The sequence below is a fragment of the Sphingomonas sp. 179-A 2A2 NHS genome (genome assembly GCF_045371305.1).
Taxonomy (GTDB): Bacteria; Pseudomonadota; Alphaproteobacteria; order Sphingomonadales; family Sphingomonadaceae; genus Sphingomonas.
Map to the genome: position 1 here is coordinate 134,560 of NZ_JBIQDE010000007.1, position 19,982 is coordinate 154,541.

24 protein-coding genes are annotated in these 19,982 nt (G+C 65.8%); 21 read left to right on the forward strand and 3 right to left on the reverse strand.

The genetic code is table 11. The annotated features are described in order from the left end of the window. Positions 1-294 precede the first annotated feature (294 nt). Complete coding sequence (locus ACH0AE_RS16075; RefSeq protein WP_037569879.1) at positions 295-564, forward strand: hypothetical protein; 270 nt, start codon at positions 295-297, stop codon at positions 562-564. A 17-nt stretch (positions 565-581) separates the two neighbouring features. On the opposite strand, the gene ACH0AE_RS16080 is transcribed toward ACH0AE_RS16075, so the two are convergent. After that, entirely contained in the window at positions 582-1,874 is a 1,293-nt protein-coding gene (locus ACH0AE_RS16080; protein ID WP_007406700.1) for a hypothetical protein, read from the reverse strand. Between the two features lie 110 nt (positions 1,875-1,984). On the opposite strand from ACH0AE_RS16080, the gene ACH0AE_RS16085 reads away from it, so the two are divergent. After that, complete coding sequence (locus ACH0AE_RS16085; protein WP_406875958.1) at positions 1,985-2,956, forward strand: lytic transglycosylase domain-containing protein; 972 nt, start codon at positions 1,985-1,987, stop codon at positions 2,954-2,956. Positions 2,957-2,985: 29 nt separating this feature from the next. On the opposite strand, the gene ACH0AE_RS16090 is transcribed toward ACH0AE_RS16085, so the two are convergent. Together ACH0AE_RS16090 and ACH0AE_RS16095 are read right to left on the reverse strand one after the other, a co-directional pair. Next, a complete protein-coding gene (locus ACH0AE_RS16090; protein WP_047100311.1) occupies positions 2,986-3,492 on the reverse strand; it encodes a hypothetical protein in 507 nt (168 codons plus the stop codon). Between the two features lie 124 nt (positions 3,493-3,616). Then, a complete protein-coding gene (locus ACH0AE_RS16095; protein ID WP_406875959.1) occupies positions 3,617-4,072 on the reverse strand; it encodes a hypothetical protein in 456 nt (151 codons plus the stop codon). Between the two features lie 380 nt (positions 4,073-4,452). Here ACH0AE_RS16095 and ACH0AE_RS16100 point away from each other — a divergent pair, with 380 nt between their 5' ends. The 19 genes from ACH0AE_RS16100 to ACH0AE_RS16190 all read left to right on the forward strand — a co-directional run bounded on the left by ACH0AE_RS16100 (position 4,453) and on the right by ACH0AE_RS16190 (position 19,860). Beyond that, positions 4,453-4,773, forward strand: a complete 321-nt coding sequence (locus ACH0AE_RS16100; protein WP_030541416.1) for a TrbC/VirB2 family protein — start codon at positions 4,453-4,455, stop codon at positions 4,771-4,773. A gap of 61 nt (positions 4,774-4,834) precedes the next feature. Further along, positions 4,835-5,125, forward strand: a complete 291-nt coding sequence (traL, locus tag ACH0AE_RS16105; protein WP_007406717.1) for a type IV conjugative transfer system protein TraL — start codon at positions 4,835-4,837, stop codon at positions 5,123-5,125. 1 nt (position 5,126) lies between these two features. Then, complete coding sequence (locus tag ACH0AE_RS16110; RefSeq protein ID WP_047100309.1) at positions 5,127-5,693, forward strand: type IV conjugative transfer system protein TraE; 567 nt, start codon at positions 5,127-5,129, stop codon at positions 5,691-5,693. Next, on the forward strand, positions 5,690-6,493 hold the full coding sequence (locus ACH0AE_RS16115) for a type-F conjugative transfer system secretin TraK (RefSeq protein WP_007406605.1): 804 nt from the start codon (positions 5,690-5,692) through the stop codon (positions 6,491-6,493). Before ACH0AE_RS16110 ends, ACH0AE_RS16115 begins: the two co-directional genes overlap by 4 nt. A gap of 4 nt (positions 6,494-6,497) precedes the next feature. Next, positions 6,498-7,826 (forward strand): TrbI/VirB10 family protein, encoded by a 1,329-nt coding sequence (locus ACH0AE_RS16120; protein ID WP_047100308.1) that lies wholly within the window; start codon positions 6,498-6,500, stop codon positions 7,824-7,826. Then, entirely contained in the window at positions 7,813-8,685 is an 873-nt protein-coding gene (locus tag ACH0AE_RS16125) for a DsbC family protein (RefSeq protein ID WP_406875960.1), read from the forward strand. Before ACH0AE_RS16120 ends, ACH0AE_RS16125 begins: the two co-directional genes overlap by 14 nt. Then, positions 8,682-9,713 carry a TraV family lipoprotein gene (locus ACH0AE_RS16130; protein ID WP_406875961.1) on the forward strand — a complete coding sequence of 344 codons (1,032 nt, stop codon included), beginning with the start codon at positions 8,682-8,684 and terminating at the stop codon, positions 9,711-9,713. Before ACH0AE_RS16125 ends, ACH0AE_RS16130 begins: the two co-directional genes overlap by 4 nt. A 1-nt stretch (position 9,714) precedes the next feature. After that, a complete protein-coding gene (traC, locus tag ACH0AE_RS16135) occupies positions 9,715-12,306 on the forward strand; it encodes a type IV secretion system protein TraC (RefSeq protein WP_406875962.1) in 2,592 nt (863 codons plus the stop codon). A gap of 4 nt (positions 12,307-12,310) precedes the next feature. Beyond that, positions 12,311-12,673: a hypothetical protein gene (locus ACH0AE_RS16140; RefSeq protein ID WP_406875963.1), complete on the forward strand. Its 363-nt coding sequence runs from the start codon at positions 12,311-12,313 to the stop codon at positions 12,671-12,673. A 103-nt stretch (positions 12,674-12,776) separates the two neighbouring features. Further along, positions 12,777-13,343 carry a type-F conjugative transfer system protein TrbI gene (locus ACH0AE_RS16145; RefSeq protein WP_406875964.1) on the forward strand — a complete coding sequence of 189 codons (567 nt, stop codon included), beginning with the start codon at positions 12,777-12,779 and terminating at the stop codon, positions 13,341-13,343. Then, the gene (locus ACH0AE_RS16150) at positions 13,324-13,860 is read left to right on the forward strand and encodes a S26 family signal peptidase (protein WP_406875965.1); all 537 of its coding nucleotides are present in this window, start codon (positions 13,324-13,326) and stop codon (positions 13,858-13,860) included. The genes ACH0AE_RS16145 and ACH0AE_RS16150 overlap by 20 nt, the downstream gene beginning before the upstream one ends. Beyond that, on the forward strand, positions 13,857-14,516 hold the full coding sequence (gene traW / locus ACH0AE_RS16155) for a type-F conjugative transfer system protein TraW (RefSeq protein ID WP_251652221.1): 660 nt from the start codon (positions 13,857-13,859) through the stop codon (positions 14,514-14,516). The genes ACH0AE_RS16150 and traW overlap by 4 nt, the downstream gene beginning before the upstream one ends. Next, entirely contained in the window at positions 14,516-14,785 is a 270-nt protein-coding gene (locus ACH0AE_RS16160; protein WP_406875966.1) for a hypothetical protein, read from the forward strand. The genes traW and ACH0AE_RS16160 overlap by 1 nt, the downstream gene beginning before the upstream one ends. Beyond that, a complete protein-coding gene (traU, locus tag ACH0AE_RS16165) occupies positions 14,785-15,801 on the forward strand; it encodes a conjugal transfer pilus assembly protein TraU (RefSeq protein WP_406875967.1) in 1,017 nt (338 codons plus the stop codon). Before ACH0AE_RS16160 ends, traU begins: the two co-directional genes overlap by 1 nt. A 10-nt stretch (positions 15,802-15,811) precedes the next feature. After that, a complete protein-coding gene (trbC, locus tag ACH0AE_RS16170; protein WP_406875968.1) occupies positions 15,812-16,558 on the forward strand; it encodes a type-F conjugative transfer system pilin assembly protein TrbC in 747 nt (248 codons plus the stop codon). After that, the gene (locus ACH0AE_RS16175) at positions 16,555-18,396 is read left to right on the forward strand and encodes a conjugal transfer protein TraN (RefSeq protein ID WP_406875969.1); all 1,842 of its coding nucleotides are present in this window, start codon (positions 16,555-16,557) and stop codon (positions 18,394-18,396) included. The genes trbC and ACH0AE_RS16175 overlap by 4 nt, the downstream gene beginning before the upstream one ends. 24 nt (positions 18,397-18,420) lie before the next feature. Continuing rightward, positions 18,421-18,816, forward strand: coding sequence for a hypothetical protein (locus ACH0AE_RS16180; protein ID WP_241216817.1), 396 nt, complete (start codon positions 18,421-18,423; stop codon positions 18,814-18,816). Continuing rightward, on the forward strand, positions 18,797-19,033 hold the full coding sequence (locus ACH0AE_RS16185) for a hypothetical protein (RefSeq protein WP_397567891.1): 237 nt from the start codon (positions 18,797-18,799) through the stop codon (positions 19,031-19,033). The genes ACH0AE_RS16180 and ACH0AE_RS16185 overlap by 20 nt, the downstream gene beginning before the upstream one ends. A 2-nt stretch (positions 19,034-19,035) precedes the next feature. After that, positions 19,036-19,860: a conjugal transfer protein TraF gene (locus ACH0AE_RS16190; protein WP_194922091.1), complete on the forward strand. Its 825-nt coding sequence runs from the start codon at positions 19,036-19,038 to the stop codon at positions 19,858-19,860. The last annotated feature ends 122 nt before the right edge of the window (positions 19,861-19,982 follow it).

Below are 19,982 nucleotides of genomic sequence, written 5' to 3' on the forward strand. Positions count from 1 at the left end.
TGTGGTGGGAGCTATCGGCAGCACCGCCCCGGCGCCCACGGATCAGATCGCGAATAACCGTCCTCATATCCAAATCCTCTACATGAGCAATTCGGGCATGAGATGCGCCGGAGAGAGAGCCGGCGCCCTCTAGTCCCAGCCGAACCCGCTATGGCGTTCGGCGTCAGTCGAGCTAGTATTCTTTCGCGCCCCGTCAAGGGTCGGAGGCCAGACTTTGGCGGCCAGCAACGATTGTAGGAACCGAGACGAGGGCAGACACTTACCTGGATGGCGGTGCGAGTAGGTACGGTCGAAATGGCGCAGCTAACGCAACTCGAACTGGCGAACTGGGCAGCCCTCTATGCTGCTACGGCGATGTGCTGTGCGATCGCCCTCGCATTGTCGATTGTCGGCGCTGGAGTGCAGGTCTGCCGCGAACGCGCCTGGGAAGAAGTTCGGAGCGTTCGACAAGCAATCCTCTTCGTGCCCAAGCTCTGGTGGCTGTGGCAACGGCTCTACTTTCGCTCGACGCCGGTTATCATCGCCATTGTGGGCGGGTTCGCGATGACGCTTCGCTGGAGCTGAGAAGCACGGGGCTCAACTCACAGGTCCAGGGCGGCGGCAACCTTTCGCGCTACCCGGCCCAGCTCGAGGTCGCCGGAACTGAGGCAGAGCAGCGGAGCGATCTCGCGCATGCGGGAATGCCCGCTGGTGCTCGATCCGTCATGCTCGTCGTCACCGTGGTCGATGGCGTCGATCGCCAGACGCTTGATCTCCCCGGTGATCCGCGAGCGCGCCTCGATCAGGAAGTCCGGTCGCGCAGGGCCGAGCGGCGTCAGAATATCGAACACGGGCTTTTCGATCGCGGCATCGATGCCATGCCGGTGAAGGTTGCGCTGGATCGACAGCAATTCGCGCAGCAGGCTGCGCTCGAACTCGGAGTCGACCGGGATGAAGCGCTGCCCCGAGTAGATCGGCTGCGCGTAGGCGCGAAGCGGAGCATAGCCACGCGCCTCGGGATATTGACCAGCGACGACGATCACGAGGAAGGGGCCACGGACCAGGTTGCCCCGCACCGACGGGGATTGCACCCGATTGGCGACGCGCACTGGCCGGTTGTCGGCGGTCTCGATGACATGGCCGGTGATCTGATGCGAGAAGAGCGCGAAGAACGCCTGCGGCGCGTGGCCGGGAGGCCAGTCTCGGGAGAGACGCCTCAGAACCGCATAGGCGCGCCGGCTGTGCAGGGCATCGGCGTGGGTCCAGAAGGCGCGGCTGAGCTCGATGCCGGGCGCGATCTCGATCCTGCTGCTCGCCTTCACTAGAGCATCGAACTCCCGCTTGATCGAAGGCTCCTCCGCGCCATCGGACAAGGGAAAAGCCCGGGTCGTCCCTGCAACGTCGAGGAGGCGCCATAGCAGCCGGGCCAGCCTTGGCACCGAGGCGTGGCGCGTGCGATCGTCGCTGGCGTCGCTCTCGGGCTGTTGCGCGAGCTTGCTGGGGGCAGGCCGCAGAACCTCGAAGAAGCCCTCGGGAGGCGCCGCCGGCGTTTCGCGCGATCGTACCTCCGAGATGCGATGGGTGACCTGATCCCGGAAGAAGGGGCAGTCGGCGCGGTGGTCGGGTCGCTTCGCGCTGGTCAGCCGGCGGAGATAATAGGTCTCCGCCTCCGACAGGAAGGCGGGCGTAAGTATCGGCGGCGGATCGTCCGCGGCCAGGCAATCACAGGCGATCCACTTGGCGCCGATGCGGGCGTTCTGGACGAGCGTGATTCCTGCTTCTTCATCGCCGGGCGATCCCTGGCCGATGTACCAACGCACCAGCGCCTCGCGGAGCGGAGCGGGCAGCGCGATCCGAGGGCCGCGGCCATCCGTGTCTCGGTCAATCAGCCACATGATCCAGTTTCGGGCGATCCAATGCAGCCATAGTTTGCCCGCTCCAGGGAATTGACAACTGCAAATCGGCTGATCTCAACTTCCTGAACCAGGGGTCAGGGAGGTTTGATATGCGTGCGTTGTTGCTCGCGAGCACACTTGTCATCGTTGATAGCGGGGCCGCGCTCGCGGCGACCCAACGCGCCGCTTCGCCGGTGCGCAGCGTCCAGCTGATCAGCATGACGGGGCGGTCGGACGTCGCCGCCGACGGTAAGGATGGGACGGCCGAGCCCAGCATGGAGGGTCCGGCCGAAGCCGTCATAGCGGATGTGGAGGGCTTCCGGGTCCACGATCTGAGCCGTCGCTGGGTCGAGTATCAGATGGGTGAAAGACTCGCGGCAGAGGCTGGCGCAACGACGGCGGTCGCGGAGGAGGACCCCTTTGCCCCGGTCGGTGTTGCCCAGCTCGGCGCCCCGGCCAGTCAGACGGCGGCACCTGCTCCATTTTCCGCGATCGCCGTGCCGGCATGGATGCGCGGCGGCCCGGTATTCGCTGCGGCTGCCACGACCTTCGTCCCCGGATGCTCGCCGACGGGTTACCGGCGAAGCGGCTTCCTGCCCGCCGATGCCGAAGTCCGCCGCCAGATATATTTCTCGATGATGAGCAACGTCGCCTGCGAATACGGGATTCCAGTCGGGCTGTTCGATGCGATGATCATTCGGGAGAGCCGCTACAACGCCTCCGCGGTGTCCCCGAAAAGCGCATTTGGCCTGACGCAGCTGATGCCTGGGACGGCCGCCGGTCTTGGCGTGAACCGCTACGACGTGGAGCAGAATCTTCGTGGCGGAGCGCGGTATCTGCGTCAGCAGCTCGACCGGTTCGGTGCCTATCACCTGGCCTTGGCGGCCTACAATGCCGGGCCCGGGCGCGTCAGGAACGGGAGTGTGCCGCGGATCGTCGAGACCCAGGATTATGTCTCGAACGTCCTGCTCAATTGGTCTCGGCTCACCGGCATTTCGAGAGTTGCGACCATCCAGACGAGTGCATCGCCGGCACCGCGCCGTGAACCATTCGTTCGCGCCGCCACGGTGTCGAGCTTCTGAGAAGTCGTGCCGATCGCACGGGTGCCGCGCTAGAGAAGCGGGTCGCGCCCCGAGCCGAATTGCGAGCGACGCTGGAGGACCGCCGTGATCTCGGTGACCATCCGCTTGATGACCGCGGACTGGAAATAGGTGCCCCACTCGCTGCGGATTTCGCTGCCGTCCATGCCCTCGAGCTCCTGAAGAGCCTCGACGAGCCGGTGGGGCAGACCTTTGAACAAGGTGCTCAGCATCGCCACGAGTGCGGTGAAGCGATCGTCCTGCACGAGCTCCATCTCGCGGGTCATCTCGACGCTGATGACTGCCTGCATGAGGTCGATGTTAAGGGCCCTGAGGATCGCCTGGAATTCCGGCAAGGTCATCGAGGCGCGCTTCTCCGGATCCCGGTGAAGGATCGTGCCGAGCCTGCTCTTCTTGATACCTGAGCGCAGCGCCATCGTCCGGATGCCGATGTCGTTGGCCTCCATCGCGCGCATGATCATCGGCACATAGTCGGCCGCTGCTTCAGCTTCTGCCTCGAGGGGCAGCTCCTGCTCCATTCGATTCGTAAGCGATGACACTTTTCGCCCCCGCAGTCCTTTTTGCGGACAGAGCGACACAATCAAACCTTATCGATCTTGGCAAGCCCTTCGAGAAAAGCCCGCGCACCCCTCACAACCGAATTTATCTAATTCTCACAACCTTTTCGCCCTCGTCACGACCACGCCCGCCCGCGCTTTTTGGTGGCTTTTGCTCGTCGATTCCGATCTTGCTCAACAGCTTGGCGGTGCCCTGCTCGACCACATAATCGAACAGCAGCATGGAGATAGCGTCGCCGACCGTCAGGGCCGATCCGAGATGCTTTTCGAGTCGCCGCTTGGCCTCCGTCAGGCTTTCCGCGCTCGTCTTCGTGATGCTCAGATGGATGCGGATCGGGCCCTTGGTCGGCACCTTCTCGAGGTGCTTGCGCAGCGTTTCCACGTCGTGCTGCTCGATCGCGCCTGCGGCGCCGGCGGTGGCGCGCGCGTTCACGAGGTTCCCGAGCGACTGGTAGCGCCGTGTCTGATTGGAGTGAATCCGCAGACTCTCGGTGGTCAGCCGAAACAGATACTCGGATACGTCGAGGGTGTACCCCCGCATTGCCTGCCCGCCCATTCCCGCATGTCCTTGCTTGCCTGGCTTCGGCTGAAGTCGCCAAGGTGAAGTGACATCGCCCTATACGACTCGTCCGGGGCGAGCCAAGTGTACCCGCACATGGACTTGCCCGCAAAGCCGGACCTGGGTCCGCAACCGCGGACAGCGCGCCTGAAAGCCGGGACAAGGTGTCCGCGAATCAAGATGAAGAATCGTTGTTCGCGGACGATGTTTGGCTCTGCCGAAGGTTCTTTAGGCACGGCCGCTAGATAAATCCGCCGAGAGCCCGGCGGTTCCAACAAAAGCCGGTTGTAGCGAAAGTCGTTGGGGACCCACCCTTCAATTGGGCGCGGAGGTGCCGCGTCTCCATCGAAGGGAAAACTCTTATGCAGTCTCTGCTGAATCGGAGCGGGCGCATGGAGATGGCGATCCTCGCCCTCGCTGTGATGCTGTTCGCGCTCCTGTGGTTCGCCGGGCCGGCCTTTGCCGGGGCGGATACCACGTTCGACACGGCCCTCACAAAGTTCACCGACTTCCTCGAGGGGTCGGGCGGCAAGGTCATTACCGTGCTGTCGCTCGCCGGCGGCATCGTGGCGCTCGCCTCGGGCCGCTTCTCCATGGGTCAGATCGCCATTCCGGTCGGCGTCGGTGTCGGCGCCGGCACGGGCATTCCGATCGTCACCTCGACGGTGACGGCGACGATCTGACGCAACGAGCCTGGCGCGTCGGGGTGGCAGCCTCGGCGCCGCACAGGGGGAGGGTGGTGCAATGGCCGCAGACAAGTACGCGATCCCATCTCATCTGGACGATCCAGAACTGATCGGGCTGTGGACGCTGGATGAGTTCCTGGCGATGGTTACGCCATTCGTCTGGGGGATCATGACCCAGCACATCGTCATCGGAACGGCGTTGGCATTCGCCGGCTGGTGGGGATTGAAAAAGGCAAAAGCGGGTCGTGCCGCGTCTTGGCTGCTCCATCTGGCCTATTGGCATCTTCCGGCCGGCTTCACCGGCCTGAGGGCCACGCCACCCTCTTATCTCCGACTGATGGCGGGCTGAGATGGACCTCGCATTCAGCCACGCAAGCAACCAGCGGGTTCTTCGCCAGCGCAACTTCCTGGTCGTGGTCGCAGGCGCGCTTGCGGCGATAACAGCGCTGCTGCTCGCCTTCGGCATCTCGCGAGACCGCGAGATCGTCCTCCAGCCCGTACTGCGCTCGCCGGTGACCGTCAGCAGTGCCGGCGTCTCCCGCGAATATCTCGAGATGATCACGCGCGACGTGGTGGTGCTCACGCTCGACCGCAGTCCGCAAAACCTCGAATATTGGATGAACGCGGTGCTCGAGATCACATCGCCGCGCGTTCAGGGCAAGATCAAGTCCGACCTCCTCAAGATCGTCAACGAGCAGCGCGGCTCCTCGATCTCGCAGTTCTTCACGATCGAGTCGATGGACATCGATCCCAAGAACCTGCGGTCCGAGGTGACAGGCGAGCTCCACACCATCGTCGGCAACAAGGTGATCTCGAGGGAGCGCCGCACCTTCCGCTACGACTGGGAGTATGAGGGCTTGTCGCTCCGCCTGGTCGGCTTCGGGATGGTCCGCACCGGCAAGGAGCAAGACAAATGATGGCTTTCTATGCCGTCGGCAGCGCTGCTGCAGGCACCATCCTCATGTCCCGCATCTACTGCATCCTGAGCAGGGTGGCGGGCGCCTGCCTGATCACGCTGGCGGTCTTCCTGTTCGCGCAGCCGGCATGGGCAGACCAGACGGTCGTGGCCGCCGACAGCGCCCAGGTCGACTGTCAGGCGTCGGCCAAGGACCTGACCCGGATCAGCCTGGTCGATGACGAGTTCGCGAGCGTGTCGAAGATCTCGACCGGCAACCCGCAGGACGACTTCTCGGTCGTCAACGAGCCAGTCCGGGGCGACATCTACCTGAGCGTGCCCGAAGGTTTCGGCCGCCCGGCGCTTTCCTTCTTCGGCACGAGCAAGCGCGGCTACGTCTACAAGTTCGTCTGCCGGATCGCCGGCGACCAGGCGGCGCAGGTGTTTGTGTCCAATCCGGCGATCGCCCGGGAAAAGGCAGCCGAGGGCTCGCCCCAGCAGGTCGCCGCCGGGCCGCAGGATGCCGCGGTCGAGCTCGTCCAGGCCATGTACGCCAACAGCGTCGCCGACGGCTATGAGATGCGGCAGCGCGCGCTGAAGCCGGTCTATGTCGGCAAGCTCAAGGTCCAGATGATCGCTGAATATCGCGGGCAGGACCTGACCGGCAAGGTGCTGCGCATCGAGAACACGGGCGATGCGCCGACCGAGTTGACCGAGCGCACGGTTGCTCCGGCAAGCGCGCTCGCCGTCTCCATCGCCGAGCCCAAGCTCGCCCCGGGGAAGGTCACGACGGCCTACCTCGTCTCCCAGAATGTGAGGTAAGCCCATGGCCTTCTCGGACATTTTCACTCGTAAGCGGAGGCCCCTCGACGAGGCGGAGGGCGAGGGGGTCTCGCCTGTCGGAGGCGAACTGGCGGGCAACGAAGCGGTGCGCCGCAAGCAGCGAATGCTGCTCGCCGGGGTCGCCGGCGTCGGGCTGGTTCTGTCCTCCATGTGGATCTTCAGCGGCGACGAAGGCGAGAAGGCCGCCGACGCCGATGGCGCCGAGAAGGTCGAGGTCTCCACCAAGGATCTGGTGAACCGTAACCTCTCGCAGCAGGAGTGGATGGCGCTCTCGGAAAACCGGTTTGAGTCCACCGAGAACCAGCTCAAGTCGGTGAACGGCCAGCAGGCGAGAATGGACAATCTCGCCGCTCAGATCGAAGCACTGAAGGGGCAGAACTCGTCGATGCAGGCCGACGGCCAGCGAGTGCTGTCCGCCTACCAGGCGGAGAATGAGCAGCTCCGCAAGCAGCTGAACGAGCGGCCTTCGGCGCCGCCCCCGGCGCCGGGCCCCGCGGCACTGTACGGGCGAGGTGGCCCGCAAGCCTATCAGCGGCCGGACGCGCCGGGCGAGGCCGGCGCAGCGCCTCCGCTCAGCCGCGCCGCCGAGGTCAAGATGGTCAGCTTCTCGTCTTCCGACACGGGGACTGCATCCAAGGTGGCGAAGGGCAGCACGGTCTATACCGACAGCCCGAACTATCTGCCGCCCAATAGCTTCGCCTCGGCCAAGGTCATCGTGGGGGTGGACGCGAGCGCCGGCGTGAACAGCCAGACCGATCCGTTGCCCGTCGTTCTGCGCGTTACCGGGCCGGCGCGCTCGGTGCTGCAGAACGGCAAGCTCCTCACGACCAAGATCCAGGGCTGCCTCATCAACGGCGCGGCGCGCGGAGACCTTTCCAGCGAGAAGGTCTACGTCAAGCTGCAGAAGATGACGTGCCCGCAGCCCGGCGGCCGCTACGCCGTCTCGGAGGTCAAGGGCTTCATCGCGTTCGGCGGCAAGACCGGCGTGCGCGGGCGGGTGGTCAGCCGCGAGGGTTCGCTTGCCATGCAGGCGTTCCTCGCGGGCCTCGTCGGCGGTGCCGGCAACGCGCTCAACACGGCCTTCCAGCAGCCGCTGGCGACGATCAGCACCGATGGCGACGGTGGAACTAACCGCACGCCGAGCTTGGGCAATGTCGGCCTGCGTGCGCTCGGCGGCGGTGCCGCGGAGTCGGGCAAGGACGTCTCGAAATACCTGATCGAGCGCGCCGAACAGTACCAGCCGGTCATCGAGATGCCGACCGGCGTCGATGTCGAAATCGTCTTCCTGGAGGGTGTTTATGTCCGCAATTGATCGCTTGCGCCGGAGCGCGTTCGCGCGCCCCTGGAAGCTGCTCACCGGCGTCGCGGCGCTTGGCGCTGCCAGCGTCGCCCTCGCGGCCCAGGTCGCGGGTCCGAGCAGCGCCGAGGTCACGAACCTGCTCAAGACGCGCCTGCCGAAGACGCCCCTAACCCAGGTCAATTGCGAGAAGGTACGTGGCCTCTGCGAGGTGACGGCGGGGTCGAACCTCTTCTACGTCGACGCCGGCGCCCGCTACCTCATCATCGGCCGGGTCTATGACATGGAGACACGCCAGGATCTCACGGCCGCCCGGCTGCTCGAGATCAACCCCGACATGCTCGTCGGCGGTGCGGCCAAGGCCAATGCCGCGGAAGGCGAGGGCCAGGAAATGGAAGCGGCGGCTCCGGCGCAGGCGAGGGTCGAGAAGACCGCGCTCCCCGCGCGGCCGACTAGGCTGGCGCTGGACGGACTTCCCAAGGACGGCGCGATCGTCTGGGGCAATCCGGCAGGGCAGACAGTCACGGTCTTCACCGACTTCCGGTGTGGGTATTGCCGCGCGCTGACGAACGTGCTGCGCAGCATGAACGTTCGGGTCGTCGAGCGGCCGATCTCCGTTCTCGGCAGTCGCGATATCGCCGACCGGGTCTATTGCGCGAGGAATCGCGAGGAGGCGCTACATGCCGCCTATGCCGGCGAGCCGCTCAAGAGCGGCCCGTCGTGCGATACGTCGGGCCTCGATGCGAACGAGGCCTTCGCTCACAAGCACGGCCTGAGCGGAACGCCGGTGATCGTGCGCAGCGATGGAGCGATGCTCGAGGGCTATCGGCCCAAAGAGTTCCTGCAGAGCTGGCTCAAGGACGGGCGCTCGTGAGCGCGCCGCGCCTCGGCCGCCGGGCTGCGGTCGCCGCGCTTGGCTTCGGCACGCTGATGAGCCTGAACGGCTGCACGACCTTCGGCGGCAACGTGAAGGGCAGCTTCACCTGCCAGGCGCCGGACGGCATCTGCGCGCCGTCCTCCACGATCGACGATCGCGCGCTGGCGATGATCTCCGGTGACGCCGGCGATGTCATGATCCCGGCAGGGCCCTATCCGACACCGGCACAACAGCCCCGCGCCCTGCGCACCGCTGTGCCAGCGCCGTCCTCAGACGCACATGGGCAGGTCGCGTCGCGAACCCGCGAGAAGGTGCTCCGGATCGTGTTTCAGCCCTATGTTGATGACCGGGGCCGGCTGCATGAATCGAGCGCCGTCCACGCGGTCGTCCAATCCGAGTGGCAGGCCCAGGCGCTTGCGGATGCGACCCCCATCCCCGATAGCAGGTCGGCTGATGCACCTGTTCAGCTGAGCCTTGTCGATGCGGTCGAGCGCGAGGTTCCCGGTGTGGTGGACGTCGCCGCGTTCGACCCGAACATGCCGGACCCGGATGTGGTGGCGGCTGCCCGGTCCAGAAAGCCGGATCCGGTTGCAGCGATCAAGGCGGATGTCGCCAGCCGTCTGGCTATCAAGGTCAAGCCGGCGCGCGGCGCGCCGACGGCTGGAGCGCCCGCCTCGGCATCCTCAGCGACTGGGTCGCAGCAACCGACTGCGTCCGCCACGGCCACCAAGCGCGCAGCTGGCGGCGGCGAGAGCGCCGCGGCGGGCGTGCCAGCCAGCCGCCGAAGCGAGGCGCCGCCTCAAGTCAAACAGCGCTCGGAGGGTGCTCCCGCCACGAGCACTGCGTCCGGCCAGGAGGCAGCTGCGCGCGTGAAGGCGAGCCAAGAGTATCAGGAAGCGCGCGAGCGGATCGAGGACAGCGCGCGCGGCTCCGCCGGAGCGACGCCCGGGGCGGGGCTCACGACCCTGACGAGCCCCACCGTCCGCGCTGCGAGCTTCCCCGCGGCGGTTCCGGAGGACAATTGACATGAGCGCGAAGCCCCGTTTCTACGACAGCCTGCTCTCCGGTCTGTTCGGCGATAGCAAGCGGCCAGAGGCCGAGCGTCCGGACTTGGCCGTGCCGATGCTCGCGCATTGGCTGCCCTATCGCAGCTACGACCCGAAAACGGGCATCTTCTACAACTCCGCCTCGCGCGGATTCGTGATCGAGGTCTCACCGCTCGTCGGGGCGGATGAGCGTACCGGCGAGATCCTGACCCAATTCTTGTCCGAGGGCATCCCGGTGCCCGGATGCCTGCAGTTCCACGACTGGATGAGCCCGCGGATCAGCGAGCGGCTCTCCAAATGGTATCTGCCCCGCTACTCGGCGAGCGGCGTCTACGAGCGGATGGCCAAGCATCGGGTCGACTTCCTCACGGACGGCGTGTGGAACTCGCTTTCGGCCGATGCGCCGTTCTGTCTCCGCAACCACCGCGTCGCCATTTCCTATTCGACGCCGGAAAGCTCGCGTGTCTCGACCGAGGAAATCGTCGCCGTGATGGACGGCCTCATCTCGGTGCTAGGCTCGATCGGGGTCTCCGCGCGCAAGATGGACCCGGTCGCGCTGATCGGGTGGATCGACGACATCACCTCGCCGACCACGGCTGCCGGTGACGACGTCATCAGCTACAATCCGCTCGACCCCATCGCTGACCAGGCGGTGCGCCGCGACATCGAGATGAAGGTCGATCCGGACCGCATCCTGCTGCGGACCGAACGGTTCCGCCCGACGGGCAAGGAGGTCAACGGCGCGCCCGAGATCGGCGAGATCTATCCCGACGTATTCGACGTGCGCTCGTTCTCGGTCCGCAATCTTCCTCAGCGCTGGGCGCCCTGGGACTGCGCGCGGCTGATCGGCGACATGTTCGCCGACAAGCTGCGAATGCCGTGCCCGGTCTCCACGAACCTGTGCCTCGACTTTCCCGATCCCCAGGCCTCGAGCAACAAGGCCGGCTTCAAGTTCATGCGCACCACGAGCCTCGCCGACTCCAAGTCCGCGCGCTTCCTTCCCCAACTCCGCGACCAGTCCCAGGAGTGGAAGTTCGTCAATGACGAGATCCGCCAGGGGCGCAAGCTCGTGCGCCTGTTCTACAGCGTTACGTCCTTCTCTCCCAAAGGGAAGGGAGACGCCAACGAGCGCGTCCTCAAGTCGGTCTACCGGGCCGCAGGCTGGGACCTGCTCGACGACCGCTACCTCCAGGTGATGGGCCTCTTGTGCGCGATGCCCATGACGATGGCGAACGGGCTGTCCCGCGACCTCGAGCGCATGAAGCGCATGCGGACCATGCTCAGCACGACCGCGGCGAACCTGGCTCCCATACAGGGCGAGTATCTCGGTGGTCACACGCCGCACCTGCTCCTGATCGGCCGACGGGGCCAGCCCTTCTTCTGGAGCCCGTTCGAGAACGCCGCAGGCAACCATAACGTGGCGGTGTTCGGCAAGTCGGGGTCGGGCAAGTCGGTCGCCCTGCAGGAGCTGTGCGCCTCGTTGTGCGGTGCGGGATCCAAGGTTGTCGTGATCGATGACGGCCGCTCCTTCGAGCACTCGGCCAAGCTGCAGGGCGGTGCCTTCGTCGAGTTCACGATGTCGAGCGGCTTCTGCCTGAACCCGTTCTCGATGATCGACGCCGCCCAGGCGGCCGAGGATGAGGACTATCTCCTCGACTGCATGGCGATGCTCAAGGCCATCGTGAACCAGATGTCCCGCCACATCGACCGGCTGACCGACACCGAGCGCGGCCTGATCGACGGCGCAGTCAACCGCGTCTGGGAGGCTAAAGGCAGGAACGGCTCGATCGACGACGTGATCGCCGCGCTCAACGAGACTGGCAACGAGCTTGCCTCGCATCTCGCCATCGCGATGATGCCGTTCTCGAGCGCCGGCACCTACGGCAAGTTCTTCCAGGGTGAGGTCTCGTTCGAGCTGCAGGCACAGCTCACGGTGTTCGAGCTGTCCGACCTGTCCTCGCGCGAGGAACTGCGCAGCGTCGTCCTGACCGCGATCATGTTCATGTCGCAGCAGATGATGCGGAAGGTCGACCGCTCGATTCCCAAGGCGCTGCTCCTGGACGAGGCCTGGCAGATGCTTCGCGGCGGGGCGATGGCCGATTTCATCGAAACCTACGCCCGCACGTGCCGCAAGTATGGCGCCTCGTTGGTGACGGCCACGCAGTCGCTCAACGACTACTACAAGTCGGCCGGGTCCATAGCCGCCCTCGAGAACAGCGACTGGTTCGTGATCCTCCAGCAGAAGCCGGAAACGATCGCCGACTTCAAGAAGCACGATCGCTTCGAGATGGACGACTATACCGACGCGCTGCTCCGCTCGCTCAAGCGCAACGGCTTCGAATATTCCGACATCATGATCAAGGGGCCGGAGACGCTGGCGGTCGGCCGGCTGGTCCTCGATCCCTTCTCTGCCGCGCTGTTCTCGTCGAGTCCGCGCACCTTTGCTGCCATTGAGGCGATGGTCGCCGACGGGCTCAGCATGGATGAGGCGATCGAGCGGATCGCATTCCCCGAGAACCCCGAAAAATGGACGATGCCCGCCGCTGATGCGGCGGCGATCGCTGCGGAGTGAACCCATGGCGACGATGCTCACAGAGCCGACCACCCCCAGCCCACGACGCCCGTCGCGCGGGCTCGATGTCGGCTTTCTGCTTTACTTCTACCTCCACATGGCAGGGTTCCTCGCGTCGACCCTGCTCATCACCTGGGGCCTGTTCGTCCTCTTCTTCCTCGCCATCGGCGGCTTCTCGTTCGACGGGATGATGCACCAGCTCGACAATCTCGCAAGCCGGTACGTCGCCGCCGACGCCGCTCGCATCACGTCATTCCGGCACGTCCTGATCGTCGCGCACATGCTTCTGGCGGCCGGAGTCATCTTCTTCCGCCGGCACAGCATCCTGCCTTCGCGCGATCCCAAGGGGAGCAACACCGATGTCTGATCAGCCTCAGCTCGACCTTCAAGCTCCTCCGACGGCGCCGAAGGCCGCTGCGCCGGCCCGTTCGGGGCGCGGATTCGGCGGATTCACGCGGGCTCAGCTGGTGATGGGCGCGATCCTGATCGTCGCACTGATCTGGGCGATGTGGGTGACCAAGGCCCTCGTCGAGCCCCGGGAGGAGCACATCGTCAAGGCGAGCCTCTCCAACATCGTTGGCGAATATGTGAGCGCGCAGGCGCGCTCGGCGTCGCCGCCCGGGCAGGTCGAGGCCGAGATGCGTGCCTTCATGTCCTCGCTCGACCACGAACTCCAGCGTCGTGGGGCGGGGGGGCAGGTGGTGCTGGTCGGCGAGGCGGTGCTGACGAAAAACGTGCCCGACATCACCGACAGCCTGCGAAAGGCCGTCTATGCGAGCGGCGTTCGCCAACCCCGGGCGGCGAGCGCTCAGGAGATGCAGCAGCTCCAGCAGCAGATGGCGCCGGGACCGGCGACGCCATCGATGCCCGGCGGGGCCGCTGCCGGTGCCGGCGCAACGCTCGAGCCGATGGCGGCCGTCCCATCCGGAGCGGCCATGCCGCAGGCCGGCTCCGGTGCCGGCGCTGCGCCTCCCGCGGCAATCCCCGGGGCAGCGATCACCACCTTTGGAGGTCCCGATGGCAGAGGCGGTCAGTAATGCGACGGCCGCCCCCTGGCGGCCGCGCAAACGACTTTGGGGCCTGTGTGGCGGGCTCGTCGCGGGAAGCGTGGTGCTCGGCGCGATCAGCGACTGGCGCGACAATCACGCGCTCCTGATCAACACCACCGACTCGCTTCCGAACTGGGCGTTCGTCATCCACCGGAACAAGGTGCCGGTCAGGGGCGAGTACGTCTTCTTCGATCCGCCCCCCAGCGAGCTGGTGCGGCGTCATTTCGGCGCCAAGCCGCAGATGTTCGGCAAGATCGTCTACGGCCTGCCGGGCGACGTTGTGGAGCACTGGCACCGCGCCGTAACGGTGAACGGACGGCTCGTGGGCTACACCAAGCCCACGACCAGAAGCGGCGAGCGGCTCGCGATCGGACCGAGCGGCGTGATACCGGCGGGCTGCTACTATGTCGGCACGCCCCACAAGGATGGTTTCGACTCCCGCTACGCGGCGATCGGCTTTGCCTGTCGGCGCCAGATTGTCGGCACCGGCGAGGCGATCCTGTGATCCGCGCGGCCGCTGCCTCGCTCGCCGGTGCTGCCTGTCTGGGCGCCGCGGTCCTGGTCGCCGGATCGGAGCGGGGCGAAGCGCGGGACTTCGGCCAGCTCGGGCAGACATTCCCCGTCATCGAGGCCGACCTGCTTTCCACGATCGAGGCTCGGTTGCAACGCGCGCAGGCGACGGGAGAGATGGACCGCGTCAACGCGGCCTTCGCCAAGCGCGTGGAGGCCAAGGTGCGGCGCCCGGTGCCGGTCGCCGGCATCACGCCTGCCGAGGAGCCGCGGGCCTGGGACTATGACCCGAGCATCACGCTCGAGCGCGAGATCCGGGATCACAAAGGACAGGTGATCGCGCAAGCCGGGCAGAGGATCAATCCGCTCGACTTCGTTTCGATGCGGCAGAGCCTCGTCTTTGTCGACGGCGACGACACAGCGCAGGTCGCGTGGGCGACCAAGCGGTTCACCGAGCTCAACGCGAAGATCATATTTGTCAACGGCTCGCCGATCGAATCGATGACGGCGCGCAAGCGCCGGTTCTTCTTCGACCAGGACGGTCGCCTGACCGCCAAGTTTGGCATCCGCCACACCCCCGCCGTGGTGTCGCAGGCCGGCAGTCTGCTGCGCGTCTCGGAGACCGTCCTCAAGCCGGGAGCAAAGAGCTGATGCCCCTTTGGCTGGACCTTCTGCGGACCCCCATGGCCGCACCGGAAACCGGCGCCCTTCGCCGCATGCGGCTGGTGTGGCAGGGGCTGTGCCTGTCGGTCGCGTTGGTCGTGGGGTTCTTCGCGCAGTTCCATGCCGCCCTTGGCCGGCCTGCGCCGTGCCTCGCGGCCGCGCTGCTCGCCGCGGCGGCGCTGTACACCTGGCTCTATCTTCGCCGGAAGAATGCGGCCGACACCGCCTTCCTCCAGGAGACGGGGGAGGCGGGCTGATGCGCTGGCTGAGGGCCATCCTCGGCGTCTTGGGGCTGCTGCTCGTGGTGGTGGCCCTGGCGCCGCGCGCCGAGGCGGCGCCGACGTGCACGGGCAAGTTCGTGAATCCCATCACGGACGTCTGCTGGTCTTGCCTCTTTCCGCTTTCGATCGGCGGGGCGAAGATCTGGCCGGGCAGCCGCCCCGACACCAACAATCCTGCGTCGCCGGTGTGCGCGTGCGCCGACCCCTTGCCCCGGATCGGCATCTCGGTCGGCTTCTGGGAGCCAGCGAGGCTGGCGGACGTAACGATGAAGCCGTGGTGCTTTCCCAACCTCGGGGGAACGCGGATCGCGCCGGGCTTCGACATCGGCCAAGGCTACCTAGCCGGGCCGTCGATGGTAGGCGGCCGGTCACAGAGCACGGCGAAGTGGCACGTCCACTGGTACGTCTACCCGCTCCTATACTGGATGGAGATCCTGACCGACTTCATCTGCTTCGAGCAGGCATCGTTCGACATCGCCTATATGACCGAGGTCGATCCGCTGTGGCAGGATGACTCGCTGACCGCGATCATCAACCCCGAGGCGATCGTCTTCGCGAACCCGATCGCGAAGGCGGCGTGCGCGGGCGACTGCATTGCGGGAACGGCCGCGCTGCCGCTCGACGCGCTGTTCTGGTGCGCGGGGTGCCAGGGCAGCATGTATCCGCTCAACGGCAACATTCCCGCCTCGATCGGGCATGTCCAGTCGTCGCGGCTCGCGCTTTCCCGGTTCGCCTACAAGATGCACCGCGAAGGCCTCGCCTGGGGCACGATGGGCTCGCAGGGGCTCTGCAAGAAGTACCTGATGCCGATCATGCGGAAGCAGCAATACCGCTTCCAGATGGTCAACCCGATCCCGACGGTGAGCGGCCGGTTCGCCTGCTCGGCGATCGGCACCTCGACCATGCCGCCCGATGCTGGACGCGCCTTTCCCGCCGGCGGCGAGGACATGGGCTACCTCGTCTGGCGCAAGCGCAACTGCTGCGTGTTCTGAGGAGAGAGACATGCGTCTTCTGACATCCGGCATCGTCGCGCTTCTCGGCACGGCTGGCCTTTCGGCATTGCTCGCGCAATCCGTCGACGGGGTCGACGTTCAGGCCGTCAAGAAGCGCGCGGCCGACATGGCGGCAGAAGCGCAGGCCTTCGTCGACCAGGTGAAGGAGCGCGGTGACGAATTCCGCGAGCAGGCGAGCGTCGTCCGTAAGTCGGGCATCGACAACATGCAGCGGGTTGCCGCGACCGATCTGCCAAAGGGACCGGAAGGTAAGATCGACTTCGACGAGCTTGTGCAGGGCGCGGCGACAAATGCCAATGTCCCAGGGGGCGATGCCCCGCAGTTCATCGTCTTCGCCAGCCTGTCGATGCCGCCGGCGTCGCTCAAGCAGCTGATCGCCGATACCGCGCGGGCTGGCGGCGTCGTCGTTTTCCGCGGGTTCCCCAACAACTCGGCCAAGGAGTTCGTCAGCCGTCTCGGTCAGGTCGTCCAGAAGGGCGACATGCCGAACATCGGAATCGACCCGCGGCTTTTCCGCGCCTTCGACGTGCAGGCGGTACCGACATATGTGGCGGTCTCGTCGACCTTCGACCTGTGCGCCGGATTTCACTGCCAGACCAAGGTTCCGCCCCATGACCGCATCGAGGGCAACGTCACGGTCGACTATGCCCTCAACACCTTCGCGGAGGCTAACGGACCGGGCGCGCGCATCGCATCGGTGGCGCTCGGCAACCTGGCGCGGAGCCGGCGCCAATGAAGCTTCGCGCCATCGTGGCCGTGCTTGCCGGCGTGTGCCTGACGATCAGCTCTGCTGGCGCGCAGCAGATGACGATCGAGCAGGCGCGCGAAGAGGGCAAGGCGTTTGGCAACGCAAAGCGGGGAGATGAGAGCCTTGTTCCCAATTCGGAGGCGCAGGCCCAGGCCGTCCCGGGCTATTCCGGGACCAATCAGCCGCAGAGCACCTACTTCGACGATCCGGATGCGCTCATCGCGGCGGGGACGGCCCAGCGGTCGACCAACGAGTCCTACCGGACCGTCACCGATGCGGACCGCACGCGGCCCGCCTTCAGCAACGCGGAGATCCTTGCGACGACGTCGCGCGCAACGTCGATCGAGAACGATCCGTCGGCCTACCTCGCCGATGAGAATATCGGCTCGACCACCGGCCAGTGCCAACCGCTGCCGCCAGGTTCCGGCGCGGGAGGATATTACGAGGCGACGTGCAACCAGGGAACGAAGCTCGACGAAGTGCCGAGGTCCTGTTCCATCAGGATGGCGCCTGAGATCACGAAAACCGACGCGTACAAGTATTTCGTCGTTCCCGACAGCGCCTATGGTACGCCGTTCGCACGCTATTCCTCGATGGCGCCGCACGTCGCGGCCGGAACCTGCAAGCCCACAGGCGTGGCCATGCAGGCCTGCGCCGCGCACCGGATTTACGGTGTGTCCACCAACAAGTTCTGCGACGACTACTATGCGACGGAATATGTCTGCTCGCAGAACCTGAGGGATATCGCCCTCTTGCCGAGCCCCATCACTGGCGAGGGCTGGCACGAGAGGACCGTCCAGACCAGCGTGACGGTGAAGCGGGTCGACGGCTGCGCCGATATGGCAGCCGATGCGATGTGCACCGCTGCTGGGGCCGGCGAGGTCTGCAGCGAAGGACCTGAGACCCGGGTCATCGACGGCGTGCCGGTAACGCAGGCCTGTTGGGCGTGGAAGCGCGACTTCACCTGCAATGTCATGAGCGCAGGGAACGACTGCGGCGATCTCGACGCGAACCGACAGTGCACGTTTCTGCGCGAGGACTGCCTGGACGACCCGCAGCAGGGTGCGTGCAAGGTCAAGGAGAAGGTCTATCGTTGCCCGACACCGGACACCCCGACCTCAAACGCACCGCAGTACATCTGTGGTGACGATGTCTACTGCATCAACGGGGACTGCGAGCCGATTACCCGCGAAGCCTCGACCGAGTTCAAGGACGCCTTGGTCGCGTTGCACGCGATCGACGACGCTTCAAAGGGCTTCGACCCGAACAACCTCACCGTCTTCTCGGGAACGCGGGACACCTGCCACAAGCCGGTCTTCGGCCTCATCAACTGCTGCGCGGGCAAGGTATCCGGCGCGCTGACGGTCGCCGCAGGCGGCGCGGCGCTCGCCGGCGGGCCCGTTGCGATCGCCGCGCTCGCGACCCCGTTCCTCGCACTGTTCGCCTGCTCACAGGACGAGATGAAGCTCGACATCAAGGACCGCATGGGATTCTGTCACAAGGTCGGAACCTGGTGCTCGTCCAGCTTCCTCGGCATCTGCAAGACGAAGAAGACTGCTTACTGCTGCTTCGAAAGCAAGCTGAGCCGTGTCCTTCAGGAGCAGGGCCGCGTCCAGCTGAACAAACCTTGGGGGAAGCCCAAGAACGAGCAGTGCAAGGGCTTCAGCATTGCCGAGTTCCAGCGGCTCGATCTCTCGAAAATGGACTTCACGGAAGTCTACGCCGACTTCCTAGACGCGGCCAAGCTGCCGGACGAGGTCCAGACGATGACCGAGATCCAGTCGAAGATTCAGAACTACTACGACCTGCATGGAGGCAAGCCATGACCAGCCACGAGCCAGGGGATCGAGATGACGGCCACGGCGAATGACCTGCTCTCTGCCGGTGCTCCAGGGTGTGACTGGAAGATGACCGTGTTCGAGCTGGCGATTTTCATGTGCCTGTATCGCGCCGGGCAGCCGCGGCGCGTGGAGGACATTTGCAAGGTGATCGGCGGCTGGTTCGAATGCGTGGTCGACCCGCCGGCCGCAGCCGCGCCGATCGAGCACATGTTGGCCAATCGATGGGTCGCGGAAAAAGGCCATGGCCTGTGCGCAACCGAGGACGGCCGCCGTGCGGCGCGACCGCTGATGAGCGGCATGGTGCGGATGCTCGACCATGGAACGCGGCTGATCGATGTCGCTCTGATGATGTCCGTGCTGCGCTTGTCGAAAGGAGAACTGGACCATGGCATTCGCGATCTTTGAGCCAGCGATCTTGGCGGTGCTGCTCGCCGGCGTCGGCCTGCCAGCGCCTGCAGCGCCTATGTCCGCGCCCGCCTCACCGTGCAGTAGCCACGCAACCATCACCTCCGCCTTCGACTGCTGCCTCGACCTCGCGCTGCGGAAGGCGCCGCTCACCGCACCGCTCATCCACCCCGCGCCATCCCCGGACGGTGCGGCCGATCAGAAGGAAGGACGATGAGCATGTCCAAGATCGCGAAGCTGGCGATGCTCCTGCTGGCGGTCGCGCCCCTGGCGGCGCCGCTGCGGGCGCAGGACGCCGAGCGCCGGGACGACAGCGTCGAGGCGTCCGACCGCGGCGACGATTTCTACTGCGGCGAGCGCAGGCTGGGGCAATGGTTCTACTGCACCAAGCCGAAACCGCCCGAGAGCGCGAAGGCACAGCCGCAGGTTCCTGAGCAGAGCGCGGCGGACCGCCTCGCCGCTATCACGCGGCAGCTGGATGAGCTGAAGGCGCGGGCGATCCTCGATCCGTCGGAAGAGAATGTCATTGCCTATGTCCGTTTCCAGCGCGAGCAGCTGGACCGCGCCTCGACCTTCTCGGACACCTGGCAGCGCGCGCTCTGGCAGAACCCGGACATCGACTACACGCTGCAGCGGCCGGTCAACACGGTAGCCAAGCGCGCCTGGCTCGACAACCGGAAGGCCGACCGCGACCAGGTCCTGACTAACCTCGGTCAGCGCTACGGTCTGTTCTACTTCTACGCGCAGAGCTGCGGCGCGTGCGAGGTCTTCTCGCCGATCCTGCGATCGGTCGCGGATAGTCACCGCATGGCGGTGATGGCCGTCTCGATGGACGGCGGGCCGAGCCGCGACTTCCCCAACTATGTGGTCGACTCCGGCCAGCGCGCGCGGATGGGGATACCCGGCAACGAGACGCCGGCACTCGTCCTGTTCGATACCGCGACGAAGCGCACCATCCCCGTCGGCTACGGCATCCTCAGCGCCGATGAGATCATGGATCGCATCTTCATGCTCACCAACACCAAGGTCGGGAGCGACTACTGATGTCCATTCAACGGCAGAAGGGCCGGCTGAGAAGGCTGGCTCACCGCGCCGGCGCCGTCCTGACGGTAGCCGCCGCCTCGCATTTCGCGCTCATCGGTGTCGCACGGGCGGACGTCGCCTCG